We start from the raw sequence: 23243 nt of genomic DNA on the forward strand, positions 1-23243 counted from the left end.
TAGCCCAACCGGCCGCAAAGCCACGGTCGAGGACGGAGCCCAAGCGGCCCGCAAGCTACAGGTCCGGACCGCACCCAACCCGCCCGGAAGCTACAAGCCCGAGACCGAACCCAGCCGTGCCGCAAGTTACAAATGCGGACCGAACCCGACCGGCCCGAAACCGACGGGTCCGGGACGGTGCAGATGCGGCCCCGAACCGACAGGTCAGGACAGAACCCGACCGGCTCACGGGGACACAAATCCAGGACCCAACCGGCCCTCAAGCTACAAGCCCGGAAACGGGAACCTGACCGGCCAGTTCTTGTTACAGGAGCCAGTTGGTCAGGCGTTCGTAGGTCGGGTTCGGGCCCAGGTGGCTGCGCATCAGCAGGATCTCGGTGACCGGCCACGTCGGACCCGCGTAGGTGTTCAGGGACTCTCGGTCTTCGTTCAGGTCCACGCGGGGGATGCGGTCGCCCGGTCTCGCGATCGTCAGGTGCGGCTTCCAGGGGCGCTCGTCGTACGGGAAGCGTGCGCGCTTCAGTTCCCGGCGCAACGATCTGTGTAGTGAGCGTATCGGGGCAAGGTCGCCGGTCACGCCTACCCACATCAGGGTGAAGGCACCCCGACCGAAGCGGCCGCCGCCGGCCAGCGCCAGCTCGGGGACAGATCGGGACGACTGGGCCGCGTAACCGTCCACACCTCGGCCGATCGCCGTCTCCACGTCCGCCAGGCGTTCGTCGGCGACATCTCCCAGGAAGGCGAGCGTCAGGTGATAGGTCTCGGGGCGGGCGAGGCGCGTGTTGGTGCCCGCCGCGAACGCCCGGCCCACCCGCAGCGACGCCACGAACGTGGCCAGGTTGGCCACCGCTTCCGGTGCGGGGTAGGCGGCGACGAACAGCCTCACCGCTGCTCGCGGCGTTCCGCGTCCGCGGTCGGGAGCGTCATGCCGGCCAGTTGCAGCTCGCCCTCCACCCGGACGCGTTCGATCTCCAGGTCGACGCCCACCAGCTCGCTCAGGTGCTCGGTCACGCCCAGGCACGAGCAGGCCAGTCGGAGCTGCTCGTCATAGGCGCGCAGCACTGCCGTCTGCCACACCTGTGAGCGTTGCGCCACCCCCAGGCGTTGGCGGCCCAGGCGTTGCAGGTCAGCGGCGATCTGCTCGATGGTCGGGCGTTCCGGCTCGTCGGCCGTCGGGAGCTCGACCTCGACGGACAGCTCGCCCATCGAGCGGTCGAGCCGGCTGATGTCGCGGCGCTCGCGGCGCACGAGCCGAGCCTGGTGAAGCGCGCGGGCCGCGCGCTCGATCAGCTCGTCGGCGCACACGATCGCGGCGACGATGGCGGGCAGACACAACAAGGTCAGGATCGCCACAGCCAGCACGAGTGTGTGCGGAATCGCCACCCTTCGACGCTATGCGCGTCCGGCAGCGATCGCCACCGATTTGGGTTTCATTTGGTGCACCGACCGGCCACATTCGCGGGTCGGCGCATTCGTGCTGATCATTGTGTGGCTCCTTCCAGCAGGGCGCGGAGGCGGGCCACCGCAGCGGCATCTCCCTCCACCCGCACCGCGCTGTCGCCCACCCGGCGCCAAAGCCACAGCAGCACGTCGTGCGGGCTGCCCGACACCTGGGCCATCGCCTGACCAGCGGTCGGCGGCACCACCTCGACCGCGCCGCCCGCGAGGCGCACCAGCCAGCGGGCGCCCGCGGCGCTGACCAGCACGGCCTGGTCATTGGGAGCCGTCAGCAGGTCGCCGAAGTCTTCCGGCCACTGCCGCGTCGCGAAGGACAGGAAGACCTCGAGCACCTCGGCGATGCCGTCGCCGGCCAGCTCGGCCGGGATCGGCGTGATCGGCCTGCCCGCCGCCAGCTCGGCGTCGACTCGGTGGATCACCGTCTCCTGCGCCATCCGGCGGACCCAGAAGCCGACGGTCTGGTCCGGCTCGTGCCACGTCGGACATTTCTCGTCGTCGGGCCGGCGCGCGAACTCGGCCAGCAGCTCGGCGAAGGCCCGGTCCAGCAACACCAGGGACGGCTCGCCGGTCGGTGACGGCGGCCACCGCTCGGGTAGCGCGCCGCGCCGCATCGTCTCGACCTTGTGCAGGTAGACGTGGGCCACGTGGTCGAGCAGGTCGTCGACCGTCCACCCCGGACAGGACGGCACGGCCGCCGCGGGGTCGACGGCGGCCGCGCGCAGTGCGTCGAAATCGGCCTCGATGGACCGGAGAAACATCTCGCGGGTCATGGCGGACAGCCAAGCAGACGGGTACGACAGATTCAGGCCCGTTCGGCGCCCGCGACAGCCGGCACGATCTGGACCCGCGGCACCGGCCGCAGGCGCATTCGCAGCCGGCTCCCGCTGTGCCGCAACTGCACGACCAGGGCGCCCGACGTCGCGGCCAGCGCGGCCACGCCGCCCATCCAGATCGCGGGGCCGGCACCGGCGTGATCGGCGAGCCATCCGACCAGCGGCCCGGACACCGGGTTCACCCCCATGAACACGAAAACCCAAAGCGCCATAACCCGCCCACGGAACGCGGCATCCGTACCCAGTTGGATCCGCTGGTTCGCCGCTTGTGCGAAGAAGACCATGAAGAAACCGGTGGGTACGAGGGCGACGACCACCAGCCAGTACAGGGGCAGGACGCCGACCACGATCGCGAGCCCGCTGAACGCCATCGCCGAGCCGATCACGGTGTAGACCGACGGCCGGGCGCGCCGCGTACCCCCGACGAGCGCACCCACCAACGCGCCCAGGCCGACCGCGGTGGTGAACAGGCCGAACGACGCCGCTCCGGTGTTGAAGCCGGTCTTCGCCAGGGCCTGCAGCGTCACCGGGAAGTTGAAGAGCGTGAAGGCCAGGATGCTCATCAGCACCATGGGGAGCAGCAGGTCCTGCCGTTGACGGACATACCGCAGACCGTCGACGACCCGCGCCGGCTCCCGCGCACCGGCCGGCGCCACCTCCGGACGATAGAGCTCCCCGGGCCGCATCCGGAACAGACACACGAGAGGAGCAATGGCCAGGACCGCGCTGAGTACGAACACCGGGCCCACGTCGAACAGCGCGATCGCGACACCGGCGAGGGACGGCCCGATCACCCGGGCGCTGTTGAAGGTCGCGGCCGAGAGCCCCAGCGCGTTCGGCAGCAGCCGGGTCTCCACCAGCTCCGAGACGAAGGACTGCCGCACCGGCGTCTCGACGGCGGAGGCCACGCCCAGCAGGAACGCGAACACGTAGACGTGCCACAGCTCCACGGCCCCGCTGACCACCAGCACGCTGAACAGCACGCACAGCAACGTCCAGGCCGCGTTCGCGACGAACAGGATCCTGCGCTTGTCGTAGCGGTCGGCGAGCCGCCCGGACAGCAGCGTGAGCGCCAGCACCGGCGTGAACTGCAGGGCCGTGACGATGCCGAGTTGCGCCGCGGTGCCACCCAACAGGAAGACGAGCCAGTCCTGCGTGGTGAACATCATCCAGACGCCGATCAGCTTCACGAGCTGACCGAGCGCGAAGAGCCGGTAGTTCCTCACCTGGAGGGACTGGAACGTGGTGTTGAGCCGGGCCCGCAAGGGTGTTGCGCCTCCTAAGAGATCCGCGTACGCGTCATCCACCAGGGCCGATCCGACGGATCAGGGCGAGCCGAGACGGAGTCCAGGAGTCGTCTGGTGGTGGCCCGGGATTGCCCGGATACCGGTGTCGTATCCGGGTGATCCCGGGACGCCGCCAGGCGGCGCCTGGGCCCGTCGCAGGCCTTGCTGATCCGTCGGATCGGACCTGGGACGAAGCGGGCGCGGGCCGGTTCAGGCGCGCGCGACCTTTTGCAGGATCTCCGCGGCCCGGCGAAGCGTCTCGCGCTCCTCCGGGGTGAGTGCGGCGAGGCGAGGGGCCAACCACTCGTCACGGGCCCGCTCGTGCTGGGCAAGGATCGCCCGACCCGCCTCGGTGGCGGCCAGGATGACCTGGCGCCCGTCGGTCGGGTGCGGGGTGCGTTGCACCAGCCCGCGCTCTTCCAGCTTGGCCACGATCTTGGTCATCGTCGGCGGCTGGACTCGTTCGGCGTCGGCCAGTTCCCGGGGGGACAGCGCGCCGGCCAGTTGCAGGCTGGTCAGCGCGGAGAGTTGGGTAACCGTCAGGTCGCCGACCGGACGGGTCTGCCTGACCCGCCGGTTGAACCGGGTGATCGCGTCGCGCAGCGATGAGGCCAGTTGCGTCACCGAGACGCGCTTCGCCGCCACCACCTGCTCCGTCACGATCCTTAGCTTAACTAATGAGCCCGGCTAACAACTACGAAGTATGGCCCTGGTCACGAGATCAGCGTCTCGATCGGGCCACGCAGGAAGTAGACCACGAACAGTGCCGCGACGGCGTACAAGATGGGGTGAACCGCACGTGCCTTGCCGACGGCGAGCTTGATCACCACGTACGAGATGATCCCGGCCCCGATGCCGACGGAGATCGAGTAGGTGAACGGCATCAGCACGATCGTCAGAAACGCTGGCACGGCGATCTCGTAGTCGGTCCAGTCGATGCCGCGCACCGCGGTCATCATCAGGAAGCCGACGATCACCAGCGCGGCCGACGCCGCCTCGAACGGCACCACCGTGACCAGCGGGGCGATGAACATCGCGAGCAGGAACAGGCCGCCGGTGACGAGGTTGGCCACGCCGGTCCGGGCCCCCTCGGCGACACCCGACGCGCTCTCGATGTAGGACGTGTTGCTGGACACGCTGGCCGCGCCGCCGGCGGCGGCCGCGACCGAGTCGACGAGCAGGATCTCCCGGGTACGCGGGGGCATGCCGTCCTGGTCGAGCAGCCCGCCCTCCTGGCCCACCGCGACCATCGTGCCCATCGTGTCGAAGAAGTCGGTGATCAGCAGGGTGAAGATCAGCATGAGCACGACCAGCACGCCGGCGCGCTCCCACGAGTCGAACACGTTGAACTTGCCCAGCAGCGACAGGTCGGGCACGTCGACGATCTTGTCCGGCAGCGCCGGTACGTTCAGCGACCAGCCGCTCGGGTTGGGCTTGCCGTCCACGAACGACGGGCCGATCTTGCCGATCGCCTCGACGATGATCGCGAGCACGGTCGCCGACAGGATGCCGATCAGGATGGCCCCGCGGACCCGGCGCACGAACAGCACGATCGTCAGCAGCAGGGCGAACACGAACACGAGCGCCGGCCAGGTGATCAGCCGGCCGTTGATGCCCAGCCCCACCGGCACCGTGGTGCCGGCGATGTCGGGGATGCGCCGCACGAAGCCCGCGTCGACCAGCCCGATGATCGTCAGGAACAGCCCGATGCCGACGCCGATGGCCGCCTTGAGCTGGGTCGGCACCGAGCGGAAGATGCTCTCCCGCAGACCGGTGAGCACGAGTACGGCGATCAGCAGACCCTCGATGACCACCAGACCCATCGCGTCGGCCCAGGTCATCTGCGGGGCGATCTCGTACGCGACCATGGCGTTGACGCCGAGGCCGGCCGCCAGCGCGAGCGGGAAGCGGGCCACGACGCCCATCAGGATCGTCATCACTCCGGCGACCAGCGCGGTCGCGGCGGCGATCGCGGCGATGGCGAGGTGGGCGCCGGTGGCGTCGGTCGCGCTGCCGAGGATCAGCGGGTTCAACACGACGATGTACGCCATGGTGAAGAACGTCGCGAACCCGCCGCGGATCTCCCGCCCGACGGTGGACCCGCGGGCGCTGATGGAGAAGTAGCGGTCGAACCCGCTGCGCGGCTCGCCGGGCGTCGTCGCCTGCGTCGTGGTCGGTGCCGTCATGCCGTTGCCTCTCGCGACGCGTCGCCTGCCGGCCCTCGACTGAGACTGCCGCGCGCGCTCCGCTCGCTCATGATCGGGATCCCCACGGAGATCATCGATGTGACCTGGGCATACTGCCACAGGCGGTGTTCCACCGAAAGATCTTCCTGGTTACCCTTTTCGAGTGGCTGACCAGCAACAACCGCGCGTCGCACCGCTAGACCCGCCGATGGTGCCGTTCGCGGTGGGCGGGATCATCATTTGGGCCGTTATCGGCCTCGTGGTGCTCGCCTTTTTCCGCGACGGGCGCGAAAACTGGCTCTGGACCTGCCTTGCCGGGTTCGTGCTCGGTTTCCCGGGCCTGGCCGTCATGCTGCGCCACGACGCCAACCGGCGCCGGCGGCGCGCGGCCGCGGCTCAGTCGTCGACCGACTCGACCTCGCCGTCGTCGTAGACGGTCGGCAGCTCGTCCGCGGGCGAGGCGCTCTCGGCCAGCGCCTCGGAGTGGGCGCCGCAGCCGTGGTCGGAGCTGACCGCCCGGCCGTCGTCGGGGGCGAACATGTTGCCGCACACCCCGAACGACTGACGCAGCGAGCCGGCCAGCGGTAGGTAGAAACCGCAGCTCACGCAGCGGGCGGCCGACGGGGCGGCGGTGGAGATGGCCGCGTCGGGACCGTGGTCGCCGTCGTACCAGCGCTGCGCCGTCTCTTCCCGGCCCTCTTTCGACATGACCCGGGGGCGGCCGAGGCCCAGCTCCCAGGCGACGTCGTCGACCGCCGGGTCGTCGGAGAGCGTGTAGCCGGGGACCAGCCGGTCGTCGTCGGCCGGGGTCAGCAGCAGGTCGCCGACGCCCAGGTCACCGGGCTGCAGGCGGTCCTGCCAGGGCACCCAGCCCGGGGCGAGCAGCGCGTCGGGCCCGGGCAGCAGCACGGTGTCGCAGACCGTCACGTGCTTGCTGCGGGAGACCCGAGTCACAGTGACGGCCCAGCGCCAACCGCGGTATCCGGGCATTTCGCAGGCAAAGTAGTGGGTGACCAGCCGCTCGCCCTCAGCAACCGCATCGAGGTGGGCGCCGACCTCCGCCGCGTCGACCTCGGTGACCGCCGACCGGGCGAGGTCGACGGCCGCGGCACAGACCTGGTCGAGCTTCGCGGATCGCACGGCGGCACTCCTGGTCACCCTGACATTCTTCACTACGCGTGTGGGCCGCCGACACCGGGATGGGAGAGGATGGGGCGCATGCCGCTGATAAGCCGCACCGCGTCGACGCTCGGCCGTTTTCTCGGCACGACCGTCAAGGGTGGCCGCCTGGTCAGTCGGGGTGTGCGACGCGGCGTCGGAACCGCCCGATCCAAGGGCGCCCGGGGCGAAACCGGCATGATGCGGCTGTTCGACCTGCACGCCGCCTCCTGCGCCGGCGACACGCTGATCACGATCGGCCTGGCCGGCACGATCTTCTTCGACGTCCCCCTCGGCGAGGCGCGCACCAAGGTCGCGCTCTACCTGCTCGTCACCATGATCCCGTTCGCGTTGCTGGCGCCGGTGGTCGGGCCGCTGCTCGACCACTTCCGGCACGGCCGGCGGTGGGCCCTGGCGGCCACGTTCCTCGGCCGGGCCTTCCTGGTCTGGGCGGTGGCCGACAACACCGACTCACTCGCGCTCTATCCGGCCGCGTTCGGCGTCCTCGCCCTTTCCCGGGCGTACGGCGTGGCCAGATCGGCGGCCGTCCCCCGGCTGTTGCCGGAAGGGCTCGGCCTGTCCCAGGCGGGTGCCCGGGCGAGCATCTACGGCACGGTGGCCGGTGCGATAGCCGCCCCGATCGGTGTCGCCGCGTTCGCCATCGGCCCGCAATGGCCGCTGCGGATCGCCGCCGTGATCTTCCTGGTCGGCATGGTGATCTCGCTGCGGCTGCCCGGCCGGGCCGACTCCGACCCGCCGGAGCAGGTGCCGCGGCCGATAGCGGCCGTCTTCGGCGCCCTGCGCCGCAACGGCGACCGGCCGCTCTCCGGCCGGCTGGTGATCGCGACCCTGATCGGCAGCGCCACCCTCCGGCTGTTCTACGGCTTCCTCCTGCTCTTCCTCGCGTTCGCGGTGAAGGGCGGCTATCTCGACACGACCCTGTTCGGCCGCGACATCAGCGACGGCTTCGCGCTGAGCGTGATGGGCGCCGCGCTCGGCGTCGGCACGTTCCTGGCCACCGCCGTCGGCACCCGGCTGCGAATACACCGGCCGGTGGCCCTGCAGTCCAGCGGCCTGGTCATCACGGCGGGCCTCGCGGTGCTCACCACGATCGGCTTCTCGCTGGCCATGGTGGCCCTGCTCTGCCTTGTCACGGCCGTGATGAGCGGCATCGCGAAGCTGGCCAACGACGCGACGATCCAGGAACGGGTGCCGGAGCGGCTGCGGGCCAGCGCGTTCGCACACTCCGAGACCGTGCTGATGCTGGCCTTCGTGGCCGGCGGCGGGCTGGGCCTGGTGCCGGTCACCGGCCGGGTCGGCGTGGGCCTGCTGGCCGCCCTGATGGCGCTGGCGGCGCTGCGCGGGGTGATGGTCGCCGGCAAGCTGCGCAAGGAGCGGCTGCACGGCCGGTTCGACGTGGGTGACGCGGTGGTCGAGGAGGCGCTCGACGAGCCGCCCACCCGCCCGATGCCGACCGAACCGCGACGGCCGGCCCCGCAGACCCCGCCCGCGCCGCGGGCCGAGGCGCCCACCGCCGAGATGCCCCGTGCCGGGGGCCGGCGCTGGTGGCGCCGGTCGCGGCCCGAGGAGGAGCGGGCCGAACCGGCCGAGAGCGGCAGCACCACCGTCGTGGCACCGCCGGGCTACCACGTCTACCGGCCCAGCAACCCGGTCGACGGGCCCGGCGAGGACCCGTGGCGCGACACCGCGGGCCCGCCGGCGTGACCGGGTTGCTCCTGGTCACGGCCGTCGAACCCGAGGCCGCGGCCGTCCGGGCCGGCGTCGACGGCCGGCTCACCGTCGCCGCCGTCGGGGTCGGTCCCGCCGCGGCCGCCGCCGGCACCGCCCGGTTGCTCGCCGTGGCCGAAGCCGGCGGTCGCCCGTACACCGGCGTGGTCTGTCTGGGCATCGGCGGCGGCTTCGCCGGGCGCGTCGAGGTCGGCGGCACGGCGATCGCCACCCGCAGCGTCGCGGCTGATCTCGGCGCGGAGAGCCCCGACGGCTTCCTGCCGATCGACGATCTCGGCTTCGGCACGGCCGTGGTCGAGGCCGACGCGGGTCTGGTGAAGACCTTGCGCGCCGCCCTGCCCGGCGCCGCCGTGGGCACCGTGCTGACCGTGAGCACCGTCACGGGCACGGCCGCGTCGACCGAGGCGCTCGCCACTCGGTTCCCCGACGCGGTGGCCGAGGGCATGGAGGGCTACGGCGTCGCGTGCGCGGCCGCCGGACTGCCGTTCGCCGAGGTCAGGACCGTCTCCAATGTGATCGGTCCGCGCGATCGGGCGGCCTGGCGGATCCCGGCGGCGCTGGCCGCCCTCACCGAGGTGGGGGAAACCCTGGGGCTAGCGTGACCCGTATGGCGCTCTCGCTGGCCTTCTCGCCGTGCCCCAACGACACCTTCGTGTTCCACGCGCTCGCCCACGGGCTGGTGCCTGGCGCGCCACCGGTCGAGGTCACCTTCGCGGACGTCGACGTCACCAACACGGCGGCGGAGACCGGCGCGTACGACCTGGTGAAGGTCAGTTACGCCGCACTGCCCTGGCTGCTGGACGACTACGAGTTGCTGCCGTGCGGCGGCGCGCTGGGGCGCGGTTGCGGCCCGCTGGTGCTGACCCGGCAGGACGGCCCGCGCGACCTCGACGGCGCCCGGGTCGCGGTGCCCGGCGACCGCACCACCGCCTACCTGCTCTTCCGGCTCTGGGCGCAGGGCCAGCGACCGGCCGCGATCGAAGTCGTCCCGTTCCACGAGATCATGCCGGCGGTGGCGGCGGGCCGGTACGACGCGGGCCTGGTCATCCACGAGGCGCGGTTCACCTATCCCCGGCACGGCCTGACCGCCCTGGTCGATCTCGGCGAGTGGTGGGAGGGCGACACCGGCCTGCCGATCCCGCTGGGCGCGATCCTCGCCAAGCGCGGCACCGTCGACCCGGCGGCCGCCACGGAGTGGATCCGCGCCTCGGTGCGCCAGGCCTGGGCCGACCCGTCGGCCAGCCGCGACTACGTGCTCGCCCACGCCCAGGAGATGGAGCAGGACGTGGTCGACCAGCACATCGGCCTCTACGTGAACGAGTTCACCGAGGACCTGGGCACCGAGGGCCGCCAGGCCATCGACGCCCTGCTCGGCCGGGCCGCCGCCGCGGGGCTGGTGCCTCAGATCTCCAGCTCGCGGGCGACCGCGTGGAGTAGTTGAGCGACCTGCTGCGAGGTCTTCTTGTCGGGGAAGCGACCGCGGCGCAGGTCAGGCTGCACCCGGGCCTCGAGCACCTTGATCATGTCTTCGACCATGCTCTGCAGCTCGTCGGCGGGGCGGCGGCGCAGCTCGGTCATCGACGGCGGGGCGTCGATCAGCTTGACGCCCATCGCCTGGGCGCCCTTGCGGCTGTCGACCAGGCCGAACTCGATCCGCTGACCGCCCTTGAGGTCGGTGACACCAGCCGGCAACGCGGCCTTGGGCAGGAAGACGTCGCCACCCTCGTCACTGGTGACGAACCCGTATCCCTTGGTCGCGTCGAACCACTTCACTCGACCGGTCGGCACTGCAACCTCACTGACATTCGTACCCGACTAACTGACGTCACAAGGCTAGCTGGACCAGACCCGGAAGCGCCGCCGGGAATTCCCGGAGATCGGGTAGAACCAACCGGGCGCCGGCCGCGGTCAACTCTTCGGGGGAGCAGGGGCCGGTCGTCACGGCAACACCGGGCACCCCGGCCGTACGCGCGGCGACCATGTCGGCGACGTGGTCACCCACGTACACCCCGCAGTCGTGCTCGGTGATCGCCGCCGCCTTGCCCTCCGCGAAGAGGTCGCCCGCCACCGCGTCGACATCCAGGCCCAGGTGGCGCAGGTGCAGTTCGGCCAGCCGACCGAGCTTCGACGTGACGACCACCACACGACCACTTCCCGCGCGTACGGCCTCGACGGCCGCCCGGGCACCCGGCAGCAGGACGGTCGGCTCGATCGCGTGGCGCTCGTACAGGGCGCGGTAGGTGGTGACCGCCGACTCGATCTCCTCCGGCGGGAACCAGTAGGCGAGCTCGGTCCGCAGCGGCGGGCCCAGCCGCGCGATGGCGGCCTGCTCGTCCACATAGGTGCCCGTGACGGCGGTGAGCTCGCGGAAGGTCGCCGCGATGCCGGGGCGGGTGTCGGCGAGGGTCATATCGAAGTCGAACCCGACGTTGATCACCTGCCCGATGGTCGCACACGCTCGGCGGCGCGGGCCTCGGCGTATAGCGTGGGAAGGCGATGACCACCATGCTCGTCGACCAACTCCGGTCGCTCCCCGACGAGGCGCTCGCGGCTTTGCTGCGCATGCGTCCGGATCTGGTCGTCCCGGTGCCGTCCGACCTGGCCGCCCTGGCGCTGCGTGCCCAGTCACGGATGTCGATCGCCCGCGTGCTCGACGGCTTCGACCGGTTCACGCTGGAGATCCTCGACGCGGCGCGGCTGAGCCGGGCGGCCTCCGACGGCACCACGAGCCTGGAGGCGATCCACACGCTGGCCGCCGGCGCCGACCGGGCGGCCGTCCGCGCGGCGGTCGACCGGCTCCGTGCCCGGTTCGTGCTCTACGGCCCCGAGAACGCGCTCTCCGTGGCCACCGGGGTGGACGAGGTCAGCTCCCCGTACCCGGCCGGGCTCGGGCGGCCCGCCGCCCTGCTCGACGCCCCCGCCGCCGAGCTCGTCGCCGACCCGGCCCGGCTGCGCCGCACGGTGCTCGCCGCCCCGCCGCAGGCCCGCGCGGTGCTCGACCGGCTCGCGGCCGGCCCGCCCGTCGGCACCCTGGCCGGTGGCGGCGAGGCCGGCTCGCCCGTCCGCTGGCTGGTCGACAACGCGCTGCTCGTGGCCGTGCCCAGCGGCGGCTTCGAGCTGCCCCGGGAGGTCGGGCTGCTGCTGCGCCGCGACACCGGCCCGCTCGGCCCGCTGCACCCCGCGCCACCGGCCGTCGACGCGACCTCCCGCGAGCCCAAGGCCGCCGACTCGGCCGGCGCGGGCCAGGCGATGGACGCCGTCCGGCACGCCGAGTCGCTCTTGTTGGCCTTGGAGGCCGAACCCGCCGCGGTGCTGCGCTCCGGCGGCCTCGGGGTCCGCGAGCTACGCCGGCTGGCCCGGTCGGCCGGCGTCGACGAGGCCACGGCGGCGACCCTGCTGGAGGCCGCGTACGCCGCCGGGCTCACCGGCGAGGCCGAGGCGCACGCGGCGCCGGTCGGCCGGCCCGCCCCGGAGACCCAGGTGCTGCCGACCGCCCGCTTCGACGCGTGGCGCGCCTCGTCGATCGCGCGCCGCTGGACCGACCTCGCCACCGCGTGGCTGACCATGACCCGCCAGCCGGGCCTGGTCAACCAGCGCGACGAGCGGGACCGCCCGATCACCGTGCTGGCGCCCGAGGTCGAGCGGTCCGGCGCGCCGGCCGCCCGGCGGGCCGTGCTGGGCATCCTGGCCGAGCAGAAGCCCGGGATCGCGCCGAGCGCCGACGAGCTGCTCGCCCGGCTCGACTGGGCGGCGCCGCGGCGCACCCGCGGCCGGGAGAGCGCCTACCGCGAGGTGCTGACCGAGGCGGCGCTGCTCGGCGTCACCGGCCTGGGCGCGCTGACGGCGCAGGGCCGGGCGCTGCTCGCCGACGACGCCGCCGAGCTGGGCCACGACGAGCGGGCGGCGGCCGATCCGCTGGGCACGCGTACGCCCGGGGTGTCACCCGACGACCCGCCGAGCGCGGTCGCGGTGCTCGACGCCCTGCTGCCCGCGCCCGTCGACCACTTCCTGCTGCAGGCCGACCTCAGCGTCGTGGTGCCCGGCCCGCCGGAGCCCGACCTGGCCGCCGAGCTGGAGGTCGTGGCCGAGCCCGAGTCGGCCGGCGGGGCGAGCGTCTACCGGGTGACGCCGGAGGCCGTCCGGCACGCGCTGGACACCGGCTTCGCCGCCGACGACCTGCACGCCCTGTTCCGCCGCCGGTCGCGTACGCCGGTGCCCCAGGCCCTGACCTACCTGATCGACGACGTGGCCCGCCGCCACGGCGGCCTCCGCGTCGGGGGCGCCGGGTCCTACCTGCGCAGCGACGACGAGGCGCTGGTCGCGGAAGTGCTGGCCGACCGCCGGCTGGCGGGGCTGGTGCTGCGCAGGCTGGCGCCGACGGTGCTGGTCACCCCGATGGCGAGCGCGCGGATGCTGCAGGAACTGCGGGAGGCCGGGTACGCGCCGGTGCCCGAGGACGCGACCGGTGCGACGGTACGGGGGCGGGCGAAGGTCCGCCGGGCGCCCGCGCGCGGCACGGGGTTGGCCCGGCTGGGCGCGGCGGGGCCGGTGGACGCGATCGCGGGGGTGCAGCTCACGCCGCCGCGGCTGCTCGGCATCGTCGAGCAGATCCGGCGCGGCGACGCGGCGGCCCGCACGGCGCGGCGGGCGCCGGCCGCGGTGCGACCGGGCAACGGCAGCGGGCCGGTGGCGGTGCAGACCCACACGCAGGCGTTGGCGGTGCTGCAGCAGGCGATCCGGGACAAGGCGCTGGTCTGGGTCGGGTACGTCGACGCGCACGGCTCGACGACGTCACGCCTGGTCCGCCCGGTCTCGATCGGCGCGGGGTATCTGCGGGCCGAGGACGAGCGCACGGAGATGCTGCACACGTTCGCCCTACACCGCATCACGGCGGCGGTCTTGGACTAGGCGGTGCCGCCGTACTGGCCGGCGAGTGGTCCGCAGCCGTCGCCGACGGGGTGGGCGCCCACCCCAACCCACCGGCCGAGCGGTGTCCGGAGAGGCGCGAGCCCGGATGCCGTCACCGGCATCCGGGCTATGCACGCAAGGACGGCCTAGTCGCGGGCCGCGACCAACCGGATCGCCGGCGTGCGGGTCGCCGACAACGACGTCAGCACGCTGGTCAAACCCACCACAACCGTCGCCAACACCACCACCGCGCCGATCATCGACCACGGCACCGTGACCACCCCGACCCCCACCATGTCGCGGACCGCCGAGGCCATTCCGAAGATCGTGCCGATCGCCGAGACCGCGCCGAGCAGCACCCCGATCGCCACCACGGCCAGCGACTCCGCCAGCGCCGCCGCTACCACCTGGCCGCGGGTCAAGCCCGTGACCCGCGCCGCCGCGAACTCCGCGCGGCGGTCCGAGGCCGCGATGACCACCGCGTTGATCATTGCGATCACCGTGTAGACCATCGCCATGCCCAGCAGCGCCACCATGATGTTCGTGCTGATCTTCTGTTGCTCGCTGTTGGCCTCCGCGATGAACTGCGCGGTCGTCGACACCTGGCCGACCCCCGCCAAGGCCGCGCCGGCCGCCGCCGGGTCGCTCGTCCGCACCACGTAGCGGCGCGGGCCGTCCGGCATCAGGTCGGCCGGCAGCAGCGCCGCCGGGCCGACCAGGGTGTCCGGCAGCAGCGCGACCACCCGCAGCGAAGCCGGGCCACCCGCGAGACGCACCGGCACGAGGTCACCCACCCGGAACCCGCTCGCCGCGCTCGGGGTCAGCGCGATCGTCGCCCCCCGCAGGTCGGCCACGTCGCCGGCCGTCGGCGCCACCCTGTGGGTGACCGCGTACGCCGCCGGGTCGACCGCGATCCCGCTCGTCGACTCCCACTCCAGGCCGTCGGGATCCCCCGTCTCCGCGATGTCGAAGCTGACCGGCGCCTCCTCGGACACCGCGGTCACCCCCGGCGCGCCCACCACCCGGTCGAGCGCCGACCCGGGGGTGTCGAGCACCAGATCGGCCCGCAGGTCCCGAACCGTCTCCAGCCGCCCCGCCTCGCTCATCGTCCCGGTCATGCCGGCCATGCCCACGACGAACGCGACCAGCACCATGATCGGCGCCGCCGTCGACGCGCTGCGCCGCACGCCGTTGCGCAGGTTGGCGTGCGCCAGCACCCCGAGCCGACCGCGGAACAGGGCACCGAACGGAGCCGCCACCACGGGTACGACCAGCGGTGCGAACAGCGCGAACGCGGTCACCAGCGTGAACGTGGCGTTGATCGAGAGCGGCAGGGCCGCCTCACCGCCCACGGCCGGCACCAGGATCAGCAGCGCGATGCTGCCGGCCAGGAAGATCAGGCCGATCACCCACCGGGACGCCGTCATCACCCGCGCGGCCCCGCCCAGGTCACGCAGCGCCTCCAGCGGCCGCACCCGGGACGCCCGCCGCGACGCGGTCAGCACGCCGAGCACCGCGACGCCGATGCCCGTACCCGCGGAGACGTAGACGATCCAGGACCGCCATTCCCCCGTGAACCCGGGCGGCGCGAGTTCGAACGTGGTCAGCATCGTGCCCTGCAGCCGCATGACGGGCAGGCCGAGCGCGATCCCCAGCGCGGAGCCGATGATGCCCAGCAGCAAGGCCTCACCGACCAGCAGCGTGCGCACCTGACCTCGGCCGGCGCCGGTCATCCGGAGCAGGGCGAGGTCGCGGCGGCGCTGCGCCACGGTGAACGCGAACGTCGAGCTGACCACGAAGATCGCGACGAAGAAGGCCAGGCCCAGCGTCATGCCGAGCAGCGTGATCGCGGCGGCGTACCCGTCGCCCGTCGCCCGCGCCTCGGCCGCGGACAGCCCGGGCGGCACCTTGGCCGTGGCCGCCGACACCAGCGTCAGCAGCGACGACTGCACCAGCGCCACACCCAGGCAGACGGTGACGATCGCGCCGACGAAGACCGGCCAGCGGTCGCGGAACGTACGCAATGCCAGCAGCAGCATCGCTCAGCCCTCCCAGCGGGCGAGCCGGTCGGCGACCTCGCGGGTGGTCGGCCGGTCCAGGGCGTCGACGACGCGCCCGTCGCCGAGGAAGACCACCCGGTCGGCGCTCGCCGCGGCGGCCGGGTCGTGGGTGACCATGACGATCGTCTGGGCGCGGGTGTCGACCATCTCGCGCAGCATCCGCAGCACGACCCGCGCAGACTTGGTGTCCAGCGCCCCGGTCGGCTCGTCGGCGAAGAGCACGGCGGGCCGGGTGACCATCGCGCGGGCGATCGCGACGCGCTGCTGCTGGCCGCCGGACAGCTCGGCGGGCCGGTGCCGCACCCGGTCGGCGAGGCCGACGGCGGCGAGCACCTCGCGTACCTCGCGACGCTTCGGGCGCCGCCCCGCCAGCCGCAGCGGCATCGCCACGTTCTGCTCGGCCGTCAGGGCGCCGATCAGGTTGAAACTCTGGAAGACGAAACCGACGCCGGTACGGCGCAGCCGGGTCAGCTCGGCGTCCGAGGCGCCGGTGATGTCGTGGCCCGCGATCCGCACCTGCCCGGAGCTGACCGTCTCGAGCCCGGCGGCGCAGTGCAGCAGCGTCGACTTGCCCGACCCGGACGGCCCCATCACCGCTGTCCAGGAGCCGGCCGGGAAGCTGATGTCCACATTGTCCAGAGCGCGCACGGCAGCGGCCTGCTTGCCGTACACCCGGGAAACTCCCTGCAGCTCGACCGCCGGCGCGGCCGCGACCGGCGAGTCCGCCGGCACTCGTGTCGTCTGTGTGTCCACGCAGACAATTCCACCGGCGGAAACGCCCGAAATCAGTCACGCGTCCCGGCATCTTGCCGGTAGGGCTGGCCTAACCCTTGGCTCGCCGAATGCTGCCGATGATCGAGATGACGACCAGGGTGGCGAAGCCGGTGCCCGCCGACTCGCCGATCGAGGCGATCAGGCCCTGGCGCAGCACGAGCCAGCCATAGAAGAACCAGGCGATCAGGAACACGACCAGCAACGCGTACGACACGACGGCGAGCCGGGAAACGGGCTCGACCACGCGCTCCGACTCATCGATGTCCATACACCAGAGTGACACCCGCGCAGCCGGCCCGCTAGGTGCCGGGGCGCCGCCCGTACACGTGGACCGGTGTGCCGTTCTTGCCCAGGCTCCACAGTTTGCGGGCGTCGGACGGGAGCAGGTTGACGCAGCCGTGCGAGCCGATCGCGCCGTTGTGGATGTAGGTGGTCGTCTCGTGGAAGCCCATCCCGGCCACGAAGTGCTGCCAGTACGGCAGCCAGACCTCGTACGGGTCCGACCATTCCTTGATGTTGCGGAAGTTGATCTTGTAGTTGCCGGCGGGCGTCTGGTAGCCGCCGGCCATCCCCGTGCGGGTCACCGTCGGCCCGAGGATGACCTTGCCGTCGCGGATCGCGAGCACGGTCTGGTTGGTCAGGTCGACGCAGAAGGTCAGGCCCTTGCCCGCCTTGCACTTACGCGGGTCGGTCGCCGCCAGCCGCTTCGCGACGCTCGCCGTGGTCGGGCCGGCCCGGCCCTCGGCGGGCGAGATGCCGAACCGCTGCTGGAAGCGCTTGATCGCCGCGCAGTCGGAAGCCGACTGCTTGCCGTCGACGGTGAGCGTGCCGAACGAGCCAAGATCGGTAAGGGCCGTCTCCACCTCGCGCTGCCGCTCACCCGTGGGGCAGCCCGCCGGCTTGGGCTTGGGCTTCGTCTTGGGCTTGGCCGGCGGCGGCTTCGGCTTTTGGGTGGTTTTCTCCGGAATTGGGGCCGGCGTAGGCGTGGCAGTCGGGTCCGGCGGGCCGCTCGCCCCCGTTGCGCCCGTCGCACTGACCGGCACCGGATCCCCACCCGCCACCGGCGACTGCGACGGCGCGAACGAACACGCGCCGGCACCGACCACCGCGACGACAGCGACAGTGACGAGACGCATGGTCGTTGCGCGCACACCGTGCATCGAGGCCCTCCCCAGAGCTGTCGTCGTTTCATAGACGTGCGGGAACCTTCGTTGGTTGCGGATCGCCCGGCGATTTCTTCCGTGCAACACTGGAGGGTCGCCTTCCAGCCATTCCGGGGAGTGCCCGCGTGAACGACGGCCCGTTGATCGTCCAGTCCGACAAGACCCTGTTGCTCGAGGTCGACCACCCAGACACGGTCGCCTGCCGGATGGCCATCGCGCCGTTCGCCGAGCTCGAACGCTCACCGGAACACGTACACACCTACCGGCTCACCCCGCTGGGCCTGTGGAACGCCCGGGCCGCCGGCCACGACGCCGAGGGCGTGGTGGACGCGCTGATCAAGTTCTCCCGCTACCCGGTGCCGCACTCGCTGCTGGTCGACGTCGCCGAGACGATGGACCGCTACGGCCGGCTGCGCCTGCTCAACCACCCCACCCACGGCCTCGTGCTGCAGGCCACCGACCGGGTGGTGCTGATCGAGGTGGCCAAGAGCAAGAAGCTGGCCGGCATGCTCGGCAACAAGATCGACGACGACACCATCGCGGTGCACCCCTCCGAGCGCGGCCGGCTCAAGCAGGCGCTGCTCAAGCTCGGCTGGCCGGCGGAAGACCTGGCCGGGTACGTCGACGGCGAGGCGCACGAGATCGGCCTCGCCCAGGACGGCTGGCACCTGCGCTCCTACCAGGAGGAGGCCGTCCAGTCGTTCTGGGCCGGCGGCTCCGGCGTCGTCGTGCTGCCCTGCGGCGCCGGCAAGACGCTGGTCGGCGCGGCCGCGATGGCCGAGGCCAAGGCGACCACGCTGATCCTGGTCACCAACACGGTCGCGGGCCGGCAGTGGAAGCGCGAGTTGATCGCGCGGACGTCGCTGACCGAGGAGGAGATCGGCGAATACTCGGGCGAGCGCAAGGAGATCCGCCCGGTCACCATCGCGACCTACCAGGTGCTGACCACCCGGCGCAACGGCCAGTTCGCCCACCTCGACCTGTTCGGCGCCCGCGACTGGGGGCTGGTCATCTACGACGAGGTGCACCTGCTGCCCGCGCCGATCTTCCGGTTCACCGCCGACCTGCAGGCCCGCCGCCGGCTCGGGCTGACCGCGACGCTGGTCCGCGAGGACGGCCGCGAGGGCGACGTGTTCTCGCTGATCGGCCCGAAGCGCTACGACGCGCCGTGGAAGGACATCGAGGCCCAGGGCTGGATCGCGCCGGCCGAGTGCATCGAGGTGCGGGTCACCCTCACCGACGAGGAGCGCATGGCGTACGCGACGGCGGAGACCGACGAGCGCTACCGCGCGGCGGCGACGGCGCGCACCAAGCTGCCGGTCGTGCGCGCCCTGGTCGAGAAGCACCGCGGCGAGCAGACGCTGGTGATCGGGGCCTACATCGAGCAGTTGCACCAGATCGGCGACTACCTCGACGCGCCGATCGTGCAGGGCGCCACCACCAACAAGGAGCGCGAGCGGCTGTTCGACGCGTTCCGGTCCGGCGAGATCCCGACGCTGGTCATCTCGAAGGTCGGCAACTTCTCGATCGACCTGCCCGAGGCGGCGGTGGCGATCCAGGTGTCGGGCACGTTCGGGTCACGCCAGGAGGAGGCGCAGCGGTTGGGTCGGGTGCTGCGACCGAAGTCCGACGGGCGGCAGGCGCACTTCTACACGGTGGTGTCCCGGGACACGATCGACACGGAATATGCCGCGCACCGGCAGCGATTCCTGGCCGAGCAGGGCTACGCGTACACCATTGTGGACGCCGACGACGTGCTCGCCTAACGCGTGCGGCCGGCCGACGGGCGCTCGGGGACCCGGGGGCCCGTCGCCGGCGGGCTGTTGGGCACCCGTGGGCCCTTCTCCAGCAGTGGGGCCAGCAGGTCGCCGAACTCTTCGACGCGTTCGAGCACCTCGCTCGCCGTGAACTGGCGTACCGCGCCGTCCTCGATCTCGTCCCAGGTCAGCGGCGTGGAGACGGTCGGTGTCGGCTGCGCGCGCAGCGAGTAGGGCGCGACCGTGGTCTTGGCGGCGTTGTTCTGGCTCCAGTCGATGAACACCTTGCCGGGGCGCAGGTTCTTGGCCATCTTCGAGGTGATCACTTTGGGATGGGCCTTCTCCAGCTCCTCGGCGATCACCTTCGCGTAGCCGGTGACGATGTCGGCCGGCTGCGTGCCGGCGATCGGGCAGCAGAGCTGCATGCCCTTCTTGCCCGACGTCTTGGGGTAGCTGTCGATGCCGTCCTGGGCCAGCCGCTCCCGCAGCAGCGCCGCCACCTCGGCGCACTCGGCGAGGCCGGCAGGCGCACCCGGGTCGAGGTCGACGACCAGCAGGTCCGGCTTGGGCTCCTTGCTCCGCCCGATGCGCCACTGTGGAGTGTGCAGCTCCAGGCCGGCCATGTTGGCCACCCAGACCAGCGTGGCGAGGTCGTCGCAGACCACGAAGTCGATCGTCTCCCGGCCCTGACTGGAGCCGGGCGTGGGCAACCGCTTGAGCCGCACGAACTTCGGGGTGCCGGCGGGCGCATTCTTCTCGAAGAAGCTGGGCCCGTCGACGCCGTTGGGGTAGCGGATCCGGGTCAGCGCGCGGTCCCGCAGGTGCGGCAGGAGATAGGGCCCCATCTGGGTGTAGTAGTGGATCACCTCGCCCTTGGTGAACCCGGCCGCGGGAAAGAGCACCTTGTCCAGATTGGACAGCTCCACCTCCTGGCCCTCGACGTCGACCCGGATCCGGCTCTGCTTAACCATCCGTCACGTCCTCCGCCGTCAGGTCGGGGCGCAGGCGGAGGTACCGCGGGAACCGGAGGCGTCCGTCGGGTGTCCGCTGGCCATATCGCACTTCTAGCACGATGTCAGGCTTTACCCAGATTGCGCCGCGGGCATCCTCGCGCGGCACGGATTGGTCACCGGTGACGAACGGGCTGGCCTTCGTGACGCGCGGCTCGAGCACCGTGAGCAGCGCCCGCTCCGCCGCGGCGCTGATCCCGCCACCGACCCGGCCCCGGAACGCGAGGCCGCCGTCGGTCGGCGTGCCGACCAGCAGTCCGCCGATCTTACGGACCCCGGGGCGCCAGCCGCCGATCACGAACTCGGCGGTGCTCTCCAACTTGACCTTGACCCAGTCGGGGGTACGGAGCCCCGCGCGGTAGATCGACCCGGCGCGCTTGGCGACCACGCCCTCCAAGTGGTATTCCTCCGCGGCGGCCAGCGTCGCCTCGCCGTCGGTGAAGGTGGGCGGGACGGCCCAGCGGGGTGCGCCCAGCCCGAGGCCGTCGAGCGCCGCGCGGCGCTGCGTGAGCGGGAGCCCGGTGAGATCCTCGCCGTCGAGGCGGAGCAGGTCGAAGATCATGTAGGTGATCGGGAGAGTGGCGGCCAGCCGCGCGGCGCGGGCCTTGTCGCGCACGTGCATTCGCTCGGCGAGCTGCGTGAACGACGGAATGCCCTGTTGATCGAACACGACGACCTCGCCGTCGAACAGCGCGTCGCCGGTGGCGTCGGCGAGCCCGGCGAGCTCCGGATAGGCGGCGGTGATCTCCGCGCCGGAGCGTGCCCACAACCGCCGATTCCCGTCGGAGATATCGGCGATCGCGCGTACGCCGTCCCATTTGAACTCGTAAATCCAGTCGCCACCGGCCGGCAGCTCACCCGTGGTGGCCAGCATCGGTTTGATCGGTGCCCCCGGCACGCCCTTTACCTTAGGGGCAAGCCGCGCTGGTCAGAAGCATGGCAACGGTGCGAGCATGGTCCGTGACTGGGCTGCTATCCGGCGGCGGGGGTTCCGGAGCACGATGGGAGCGACATGCGCGCAATCTGGAAGGGCGCCGTATCGTTCGGCCTAGTGTCGATCGCGGTTCGGCTCTATTCGGCGACCGAGGAAAAGGACATCCGGTTCCACCAGGTGCACCGGGACGACGGCGGCCGGATCCGCTACAAGCGCACCTGCTCGGTCTGCGGCGAAGAGGTCACCTACGACGACATCGCCAAGGGCTACGACATCGGCGGCGGCGAGATGGTCATCCTCAGTGACGAGGACTTCGCCGACCTGCCACTCACGACGTCGCGGGCGATCGACGTGCTGGAGTTCGTGCCGGCCGACCAGGTCGACCCGATCCTCTACAACAAGGCCTATTTCATGGAGCCCGAGGGCACGGCGACCAAGCCGTATGTCCTGCTCAGGGACGCCTTGTCCGACTCCGACCGGGTGGCGATCGTCAAGGTCGCCCTGCGCCAGCGGGAGCAACTCGCGACCCTGCGGGTCCGCGACGGCGTGCTGCTGCTCAACACCATGTTGTGGCCCGACGAGATCCGCAAGGCCGACTTCGGGTTCCTGGACGAGGACATCTCGGTACGCCCGCCGGAGCTCGCGATGGCCAGCTCGCTGATCGACTCGATGGCGGGCAACTTCGTCCCGGACGCCTTCACCGACGACTACCGCGCGGCGCTCCAGGAGGTCATCGACGCGAAGGTCGAGGGCCGGGAAATCGTCGCCCCGGAGGAGGCCGAGGAGGCCCCGTCGGCGGCGGTCGACCTGATGGCGGCGCTGAAGGCCTCGGTCGAACGCGCCCGCGCGGCGCGCGGCGAGGCCCCGGCCGACGAGGAGGACGAGGGCGAGGCCCGCCCGGCCACCCCGATCACGGCGGCGAAGAAGTCGGCCACGAAGAAGGCCGAGCCGGCGGCGAAGAAGGCGACCCCGGCGAAGAAGGCGGCGGCCAAGAAGGCGGAGCCCGCGAAAAAGACGGCAGCGAAGAAGACGACCCGCAAGTCCGCCTAGGCCGGCGGAGGGGCCGACGCGCGTGTAATCCGGGGACCGACGCACTCGTAATGCGTCGACCGCGGCCGAAGCCTGCGCGAAGCTGCGGCCTATGCGGCGAGGTAGGTCAGCAGCGGGCAAGGCAGGCTACCGTCACTTGCCGGTTGAACCGCACGCCCGAGCGATTCAGCGCCGCAGGGCGAGGTGGAGGTCCTTGACCGATAGCAGCAGGTGCATCGGGTTGGTGGGGCTCGGCTCGAACGCCGCCAGGTGCAGGTAGAAGTCGCGGGCCGCGATCGAGTCGCAGCGGAGCAGCGCCGCGCGGATGCCTGTCGGCTCCGCCGCCGCCGCGATCCTGTGCAGTGCGTCCGCTACCAGGGCTCGTCCCAGGCCCGTGCGGCGTACCGACCTGTCCACGCCGAGGCGCGTCACCATCAGCACCGGGTGGCGAAAGCGGGCCCGGTCCCGGGCCAGCCGCCGCGGCACCGACGCCGGTGCGACGCTGCCCGCCGCCAGCGCGTAGTAGCCCACCACCCGCTGCGCCCCCGGGACCACGTAGACCCGGCACCGGCCGGCCCGTTGCTGCAGCAGCGCCTGCTCGACCAGCCACCGTGACTGCCCGGCCGATCCGCAGTCGAAGCCGCCGACCGGGTGCGCCGCGGTCAGCGGCACCGCGACGCTCACCGGCGGTCGGGGTCGAGCAGCTCGGGCGGGCCCCAGACGGCCACCGCCGGGCGGGCGAGCGCGTCGTCGAAGACCCGCCAGCCGGCCTCGTCCAGCAGGAACAGCCGCGGGTCGGCGAGCATGGTGGCCGCGGCCTCGGTGGCTGCGGACACCACGAACGTCTCCAGCGACGTGCCGGTGGCCTCGCTCGCCGCCTCGAGCAGCGCTTTCTGCCCGGGCTCGACGCGCAGGTGCAACCGCTCGCTCATGCGGGA

24 protein-coding genes are annotated in these 23243 nt (G+C 72.1%); 7 read left to right on the forward strand and 17 right to left on the reverse strand.

Annotation, left to right across the window (positions count from 1 at the left end):
- Positions 1-304: 304 nt before the first annotated feature.
- The 6 genes from thpR to Asi02nite_RS28385 form a co-directional block, all read right to left on the reverse strand.
- Complete coding sequence (gene thpR, locus Asi02nite_RS28360; RefSeq protein WP_203717005.1) at positions 305-886, reverse strand: RNA 2',3'-cyclic phosphodiesterase; 582 nt, start codon at positions 884-886, stop codon at positions 305-307.
- The gene (locus tag Asi02nite_RS28365) at positions 883-1383 is read right to left on the reverse strand and encodes a hypothetical protein (RefSeq protein WP_239127184.1); all 501 of its coding nucleotides are present in this window, start codon (positions 1381-1383) and stop codon (positions 883-885) included. The genes thpR and Asi02nite_RS28365 overlap by 4 nt, the downstream gene beginning before the upstream one ends.
- Positions 1384-1481: 98 nt before the next feature.
- Positions 1482-2228: a maleylpyruvate isomerase family mycothiol-dependent enzyme gene (locus tag Asi02nite_RS28370; RefSeq protein WP_203717007.1), complete on the reverse strand. Its 747-nt coding sequence runs from the start codon at positions 2226-2228 to the stop codon at positions 1482-1484.
- 32 nt (positions 2229-2260) lie between these two features.
- Complete coding sequence (locus tag Asi02nite_RS28375) at positions 2261-3556, reverse strand: MFS transporter (protein ID WP_203717008.1); 1296 nt, start codon at positions 3554-3556, stop codon at positions 2261-2263.
- 231 nt (positions 3557-3787) lie between these two features.
- Positions 3788-4237, reverse strand: a complete 450-nt coding sequence (locus Asi02nite_RS28380) for a MarR family winged helix-turn-helix transcriptional regulator (RefSeq protein WP_203717009.1) — start codon at positions 4235-4237, stop codon at positions 3788-3790.
- Between the two features lie 53 nt (positions 4238-4290).
- A complete protein-coding gene (locus Asi02nite_RS28385; protein WP_203717011.1) occupies positions 4291-5763 on the reverse strand; it encodes an NCS2 family permease in 1473 nt (490 codons plus the stop codon).
- Positions 5764-5926: 163 nt separating this feature from the next.
- On the opposite strand from Asi02nite_RS28385, the gene Asi02nite_RS28390 reads away from it, so the two are divergent.
- Positions 5927-6196 (forward strand): DUF2530 domain-containing protein, encoded by a 270-nt coding sequence (locus Asi02nite_RS28390; RefSeq protein WP_203717012.1) that lies wholly within the window; start codon positions 5927-5929, stop codon positions 6194-6196.
- Here Asi02nite_RS28390 and Asi02nite_RS28395 read toward each other — a convergent pair.
- A complete protein-coding gene (locus Asi02nite_RS28395; protein ID WP_373312342.1) occupies positions 6160-6936 on the reverse strand; it encodes a DUF3027 domain-containing protein in 777 nt (258 codons plus the stop codon). The two genes, Asi02nite_RS28390 and Asi02nite_RS28395, sit on opposite strands and share 37 nt — an antisense overlap.
- Positions 6937-6981: 45 nt before the next feature.
- On the opposite strand from Asi02nite_RS28395, the gene Asi02nite_RS28400 reads away from it, so the two are divergent.
- From Asi02nite_RS28400 to Asi02nite_RS28410, 3 genes are read left to right on the forward strand one after another with little or no spacing between them, the layout of a single operon-like run.
- Entirely contained in the window at positions 6982-8646 is a 1665-nt protein-coding gene (locus Asi02nite_RS28400; RefSeq protein ID WP_203717014.1) for an MFS transporter, read from the forward strand.
- A complete protein-coding gene (locus Asi02nite_RS28405; RefSeq protein ID WP_203717092.1) occupies positions 8643-9272 on the forward strand; it encodes a futalosine hydrolase in 630 nt (209 codons plus the stop codon). Before Asi02nite_RS28400 ends, Asi02nite_RS28405 begins: the two co-directional genes overlap by 4 nt.
- 5 nt (positions 9273-9277) lie before the next feature.
- On the forward strand, positions 9278-10111 hold the full coding sequence (locus tag Asi02nite_RS28410; RefSeq protein ID WP_203717015.1) for a 1,4-dihydroxy-6-naphtoate synthase: 834 nt from the start codon (positions 9278-9280) through the stop codon (positions 10109-10111).
- Here the strand turns inward: Asi02nite_RS28410 and Asi02nite_RS28415 are convergent.
- Positions 10072-10458, reverse strand: coding sequence for a cold-shock protein (locus Asi02nite_RS28415; RefSeq protein ID WP_203717016.1), 387 nt, complete (start codon positions 10456-10458; stop codon positions 10072-10074). The genes Asi02nite_RS28410 and Asi02nite_RS28415 overlap by 40 nt on opposite strands.
- A gap of 37 nt (positions 10459-10495) precedes the next feature.
- Positions 10496-11107, reverse strand: coding sequence for an HAD family hydrolase (locus Asi02nite_RS28420; RefSeq protein ID WP_275410398.1), 612 nt, complete (start codon positions 11105-11107; stop codon positions 10496-10498).
- 59 nt (positions 11108-11166) lie between these two features.
- Here Asi02nite_RS28420 and Asi02nite_RS28425 point away from each other — a divergent pair, with 59 nt between their 5' ends.
- Entirely contained in the window at positions 11167-13578 is a 2412-nt protein-coding gene (locus Asi02nite_RS28425) for a helicase-associated domain-containing protein (protein WP_203717017.1), read from the forward strand.
- Between the two features lie 146 nt (positions 13579-13724).
- Here the strand turns inward: Asi02nite_RS28425 and Asi02nite_RS28430 are convergent, their stop codons facing one another.
- The 4 genes from Asi02nite_RS28430 to Asi02nite_RS28445 form a co-directional block, all read right to left on the reverse strand.
- Positions 13725-15617 carry an FtsX-like permease family protein gene (locus Asi02nite_RS28430; protein WP_203717018.1) on the reverse strand — a complete coding sequence of 631 codons (1893 nt, stop codon included), beginning with the start codon at positions 15615-15617 and terminating at the stop codon, positions 13725-13727.
- Positions 15618-15620: 3 nt separating this feature from the next.
- The gene (locus tag Asi02nite_RS28435) at positions 15621-16391 is read right to left on the reverse strand and encodes an ABC transporter ATP-binding protein (RefSeq protein WP_239127187.1); all 771 of its coding nucleotides are present in this window, start codon (positions 16389-16391) and stop codon (positions 15621-15623) included.
- Positions 16392-16461: 70 nt separating this feature from the next.
- Positions 16462-16680, reverse strand: coding sequence for a hypothetical protein (locus Asi02nite_RS28440; RefSeq protein ID WP_203717020.1), 219 nt, complete (start codon positions 16678-16680; stop codon positions 16462-16464).
- A gap of 31 nt (positions 16681-16711) precedes the next feature.
- On the reverse strand, positions 16712-17572 hold the full coding sequence (locus tag Asi02nite_RS28445) for a L,D-transpeptidase family protein (RefSeq protein WP_203717022.1): 861 nt from the start codon (positions 17570-17572) through the stop codon (positions 16712-16714).
- Between the two features lie 128 nt (positions 17573-17700).
- Here Asi02nite_RS28445 and Asi02nite_RS28450 point away from each other — a divergent pair, with 128 nt between their 5' ends.
- The gene (locus tag Asi02nite_RS28450) at positions 17701-19341 is read left to right on the forward strand and encodes a DNA repair helicase XPB (RefSeq protein ID WP_203717024.1); all 1641 of its coding nucleotides are present in this window, start codon (positions 17701-17703) and stop codon (positions 19339-19341) included.
- Here the strand turns inward: Asi02nite_RS28450 and ligD (Asi02nite_RS28455) are convergent.
- The gene (gene ligD, locus Asi02nite_RS28455) at positions 19338-20303 is read right to left on the reverse strand and encodes a non-homologous end-joining DNA ligase (protein WP_203717025.1); all 966 of its coding nucleotides are present in this window, start codon (positions 20301-20303) and stop codon (positions 19338-19340) included. The two genes, Asi02nite_RS28450 and ligD (Asi02nite_RS28455), sit on opposite strands and share 4 nt — an antisense overlap.
- Positions 20296-21240, reverse strand: a complete 945-nt coding sequence (ligD, locus tag Asi02nite_RS28460; protein ID WP_203717027.1) for a non-homologous end-joining DNA ligase — start codon at positions 21238-21240, stop codon at positions 20296-20298. Before ligD (Asi02nite_RS28460) ends, ligD (Asi02nite_RS28455) begins: the two co-directional genes overlap by 8 nt.
- Before the next feature lie 114 nt (positions 21241-21354).
- Here ligD (Asi02nite_RS28460) and ku point away from each other — a divergent pair, with 114 nt between their 5' ends.
- Complete coding sequence (ku, locus tag Asi02nite_RS28465; RefSeq protein ID WP_203717029.1) at positions 21355-22326, forward strand: non-homologous end joining protein Ku; 972 nt, start codon at positions 21355-21357, stop codon at positions 22324-22326.
- 165 nt (positions 22327-22491) lie between these two features.
- Here ku and Asi02nite_RS28470 read toward each other — a convergent pair whose 3' ends face one another.
- Both Asi02nite_RS28470 and Asi02nite_RS28475 read right to left on the reverse strand, forming a co-directional pair.
- A complete protein-coding gene (locus Asi02nite_RS28470; RefSeq protein ID WP_203717031.1) occupies positions 22492-22989 on the reverse strand; it encodes a GNAT family N-acetyltransferase in 498 nt (165 codons plus the stop codon).
- Complete coding sequence (locus Asi02nite_RS28475) at positions 22986-23237, reverse strand: type II toxin-antitoxin system TacA family antitoxin (protein ID WP_203717032.1); 252 nt, start codon at positions 23235-23237, stop codon at positions 22986-22988. The genes Asi02nite_RS28470 and Asi02nite_RS28475 overlap by 4 nt, the downstream gene beginning before the upstream one ends.
- Between the last annotated feature and the right edge of the window lie 6 nt (positions 23238-23243).

Source organism: Asanoa siamensis (genome assembly GCF_016862555.1).
In the GTDB taxonomy this organism is placed as follows: Bacteria; Actinomycetota; Actinomycetes; order Mycobacteriales; family Micromonosporaceae; genus Asanoa; species Asanoa siamensis.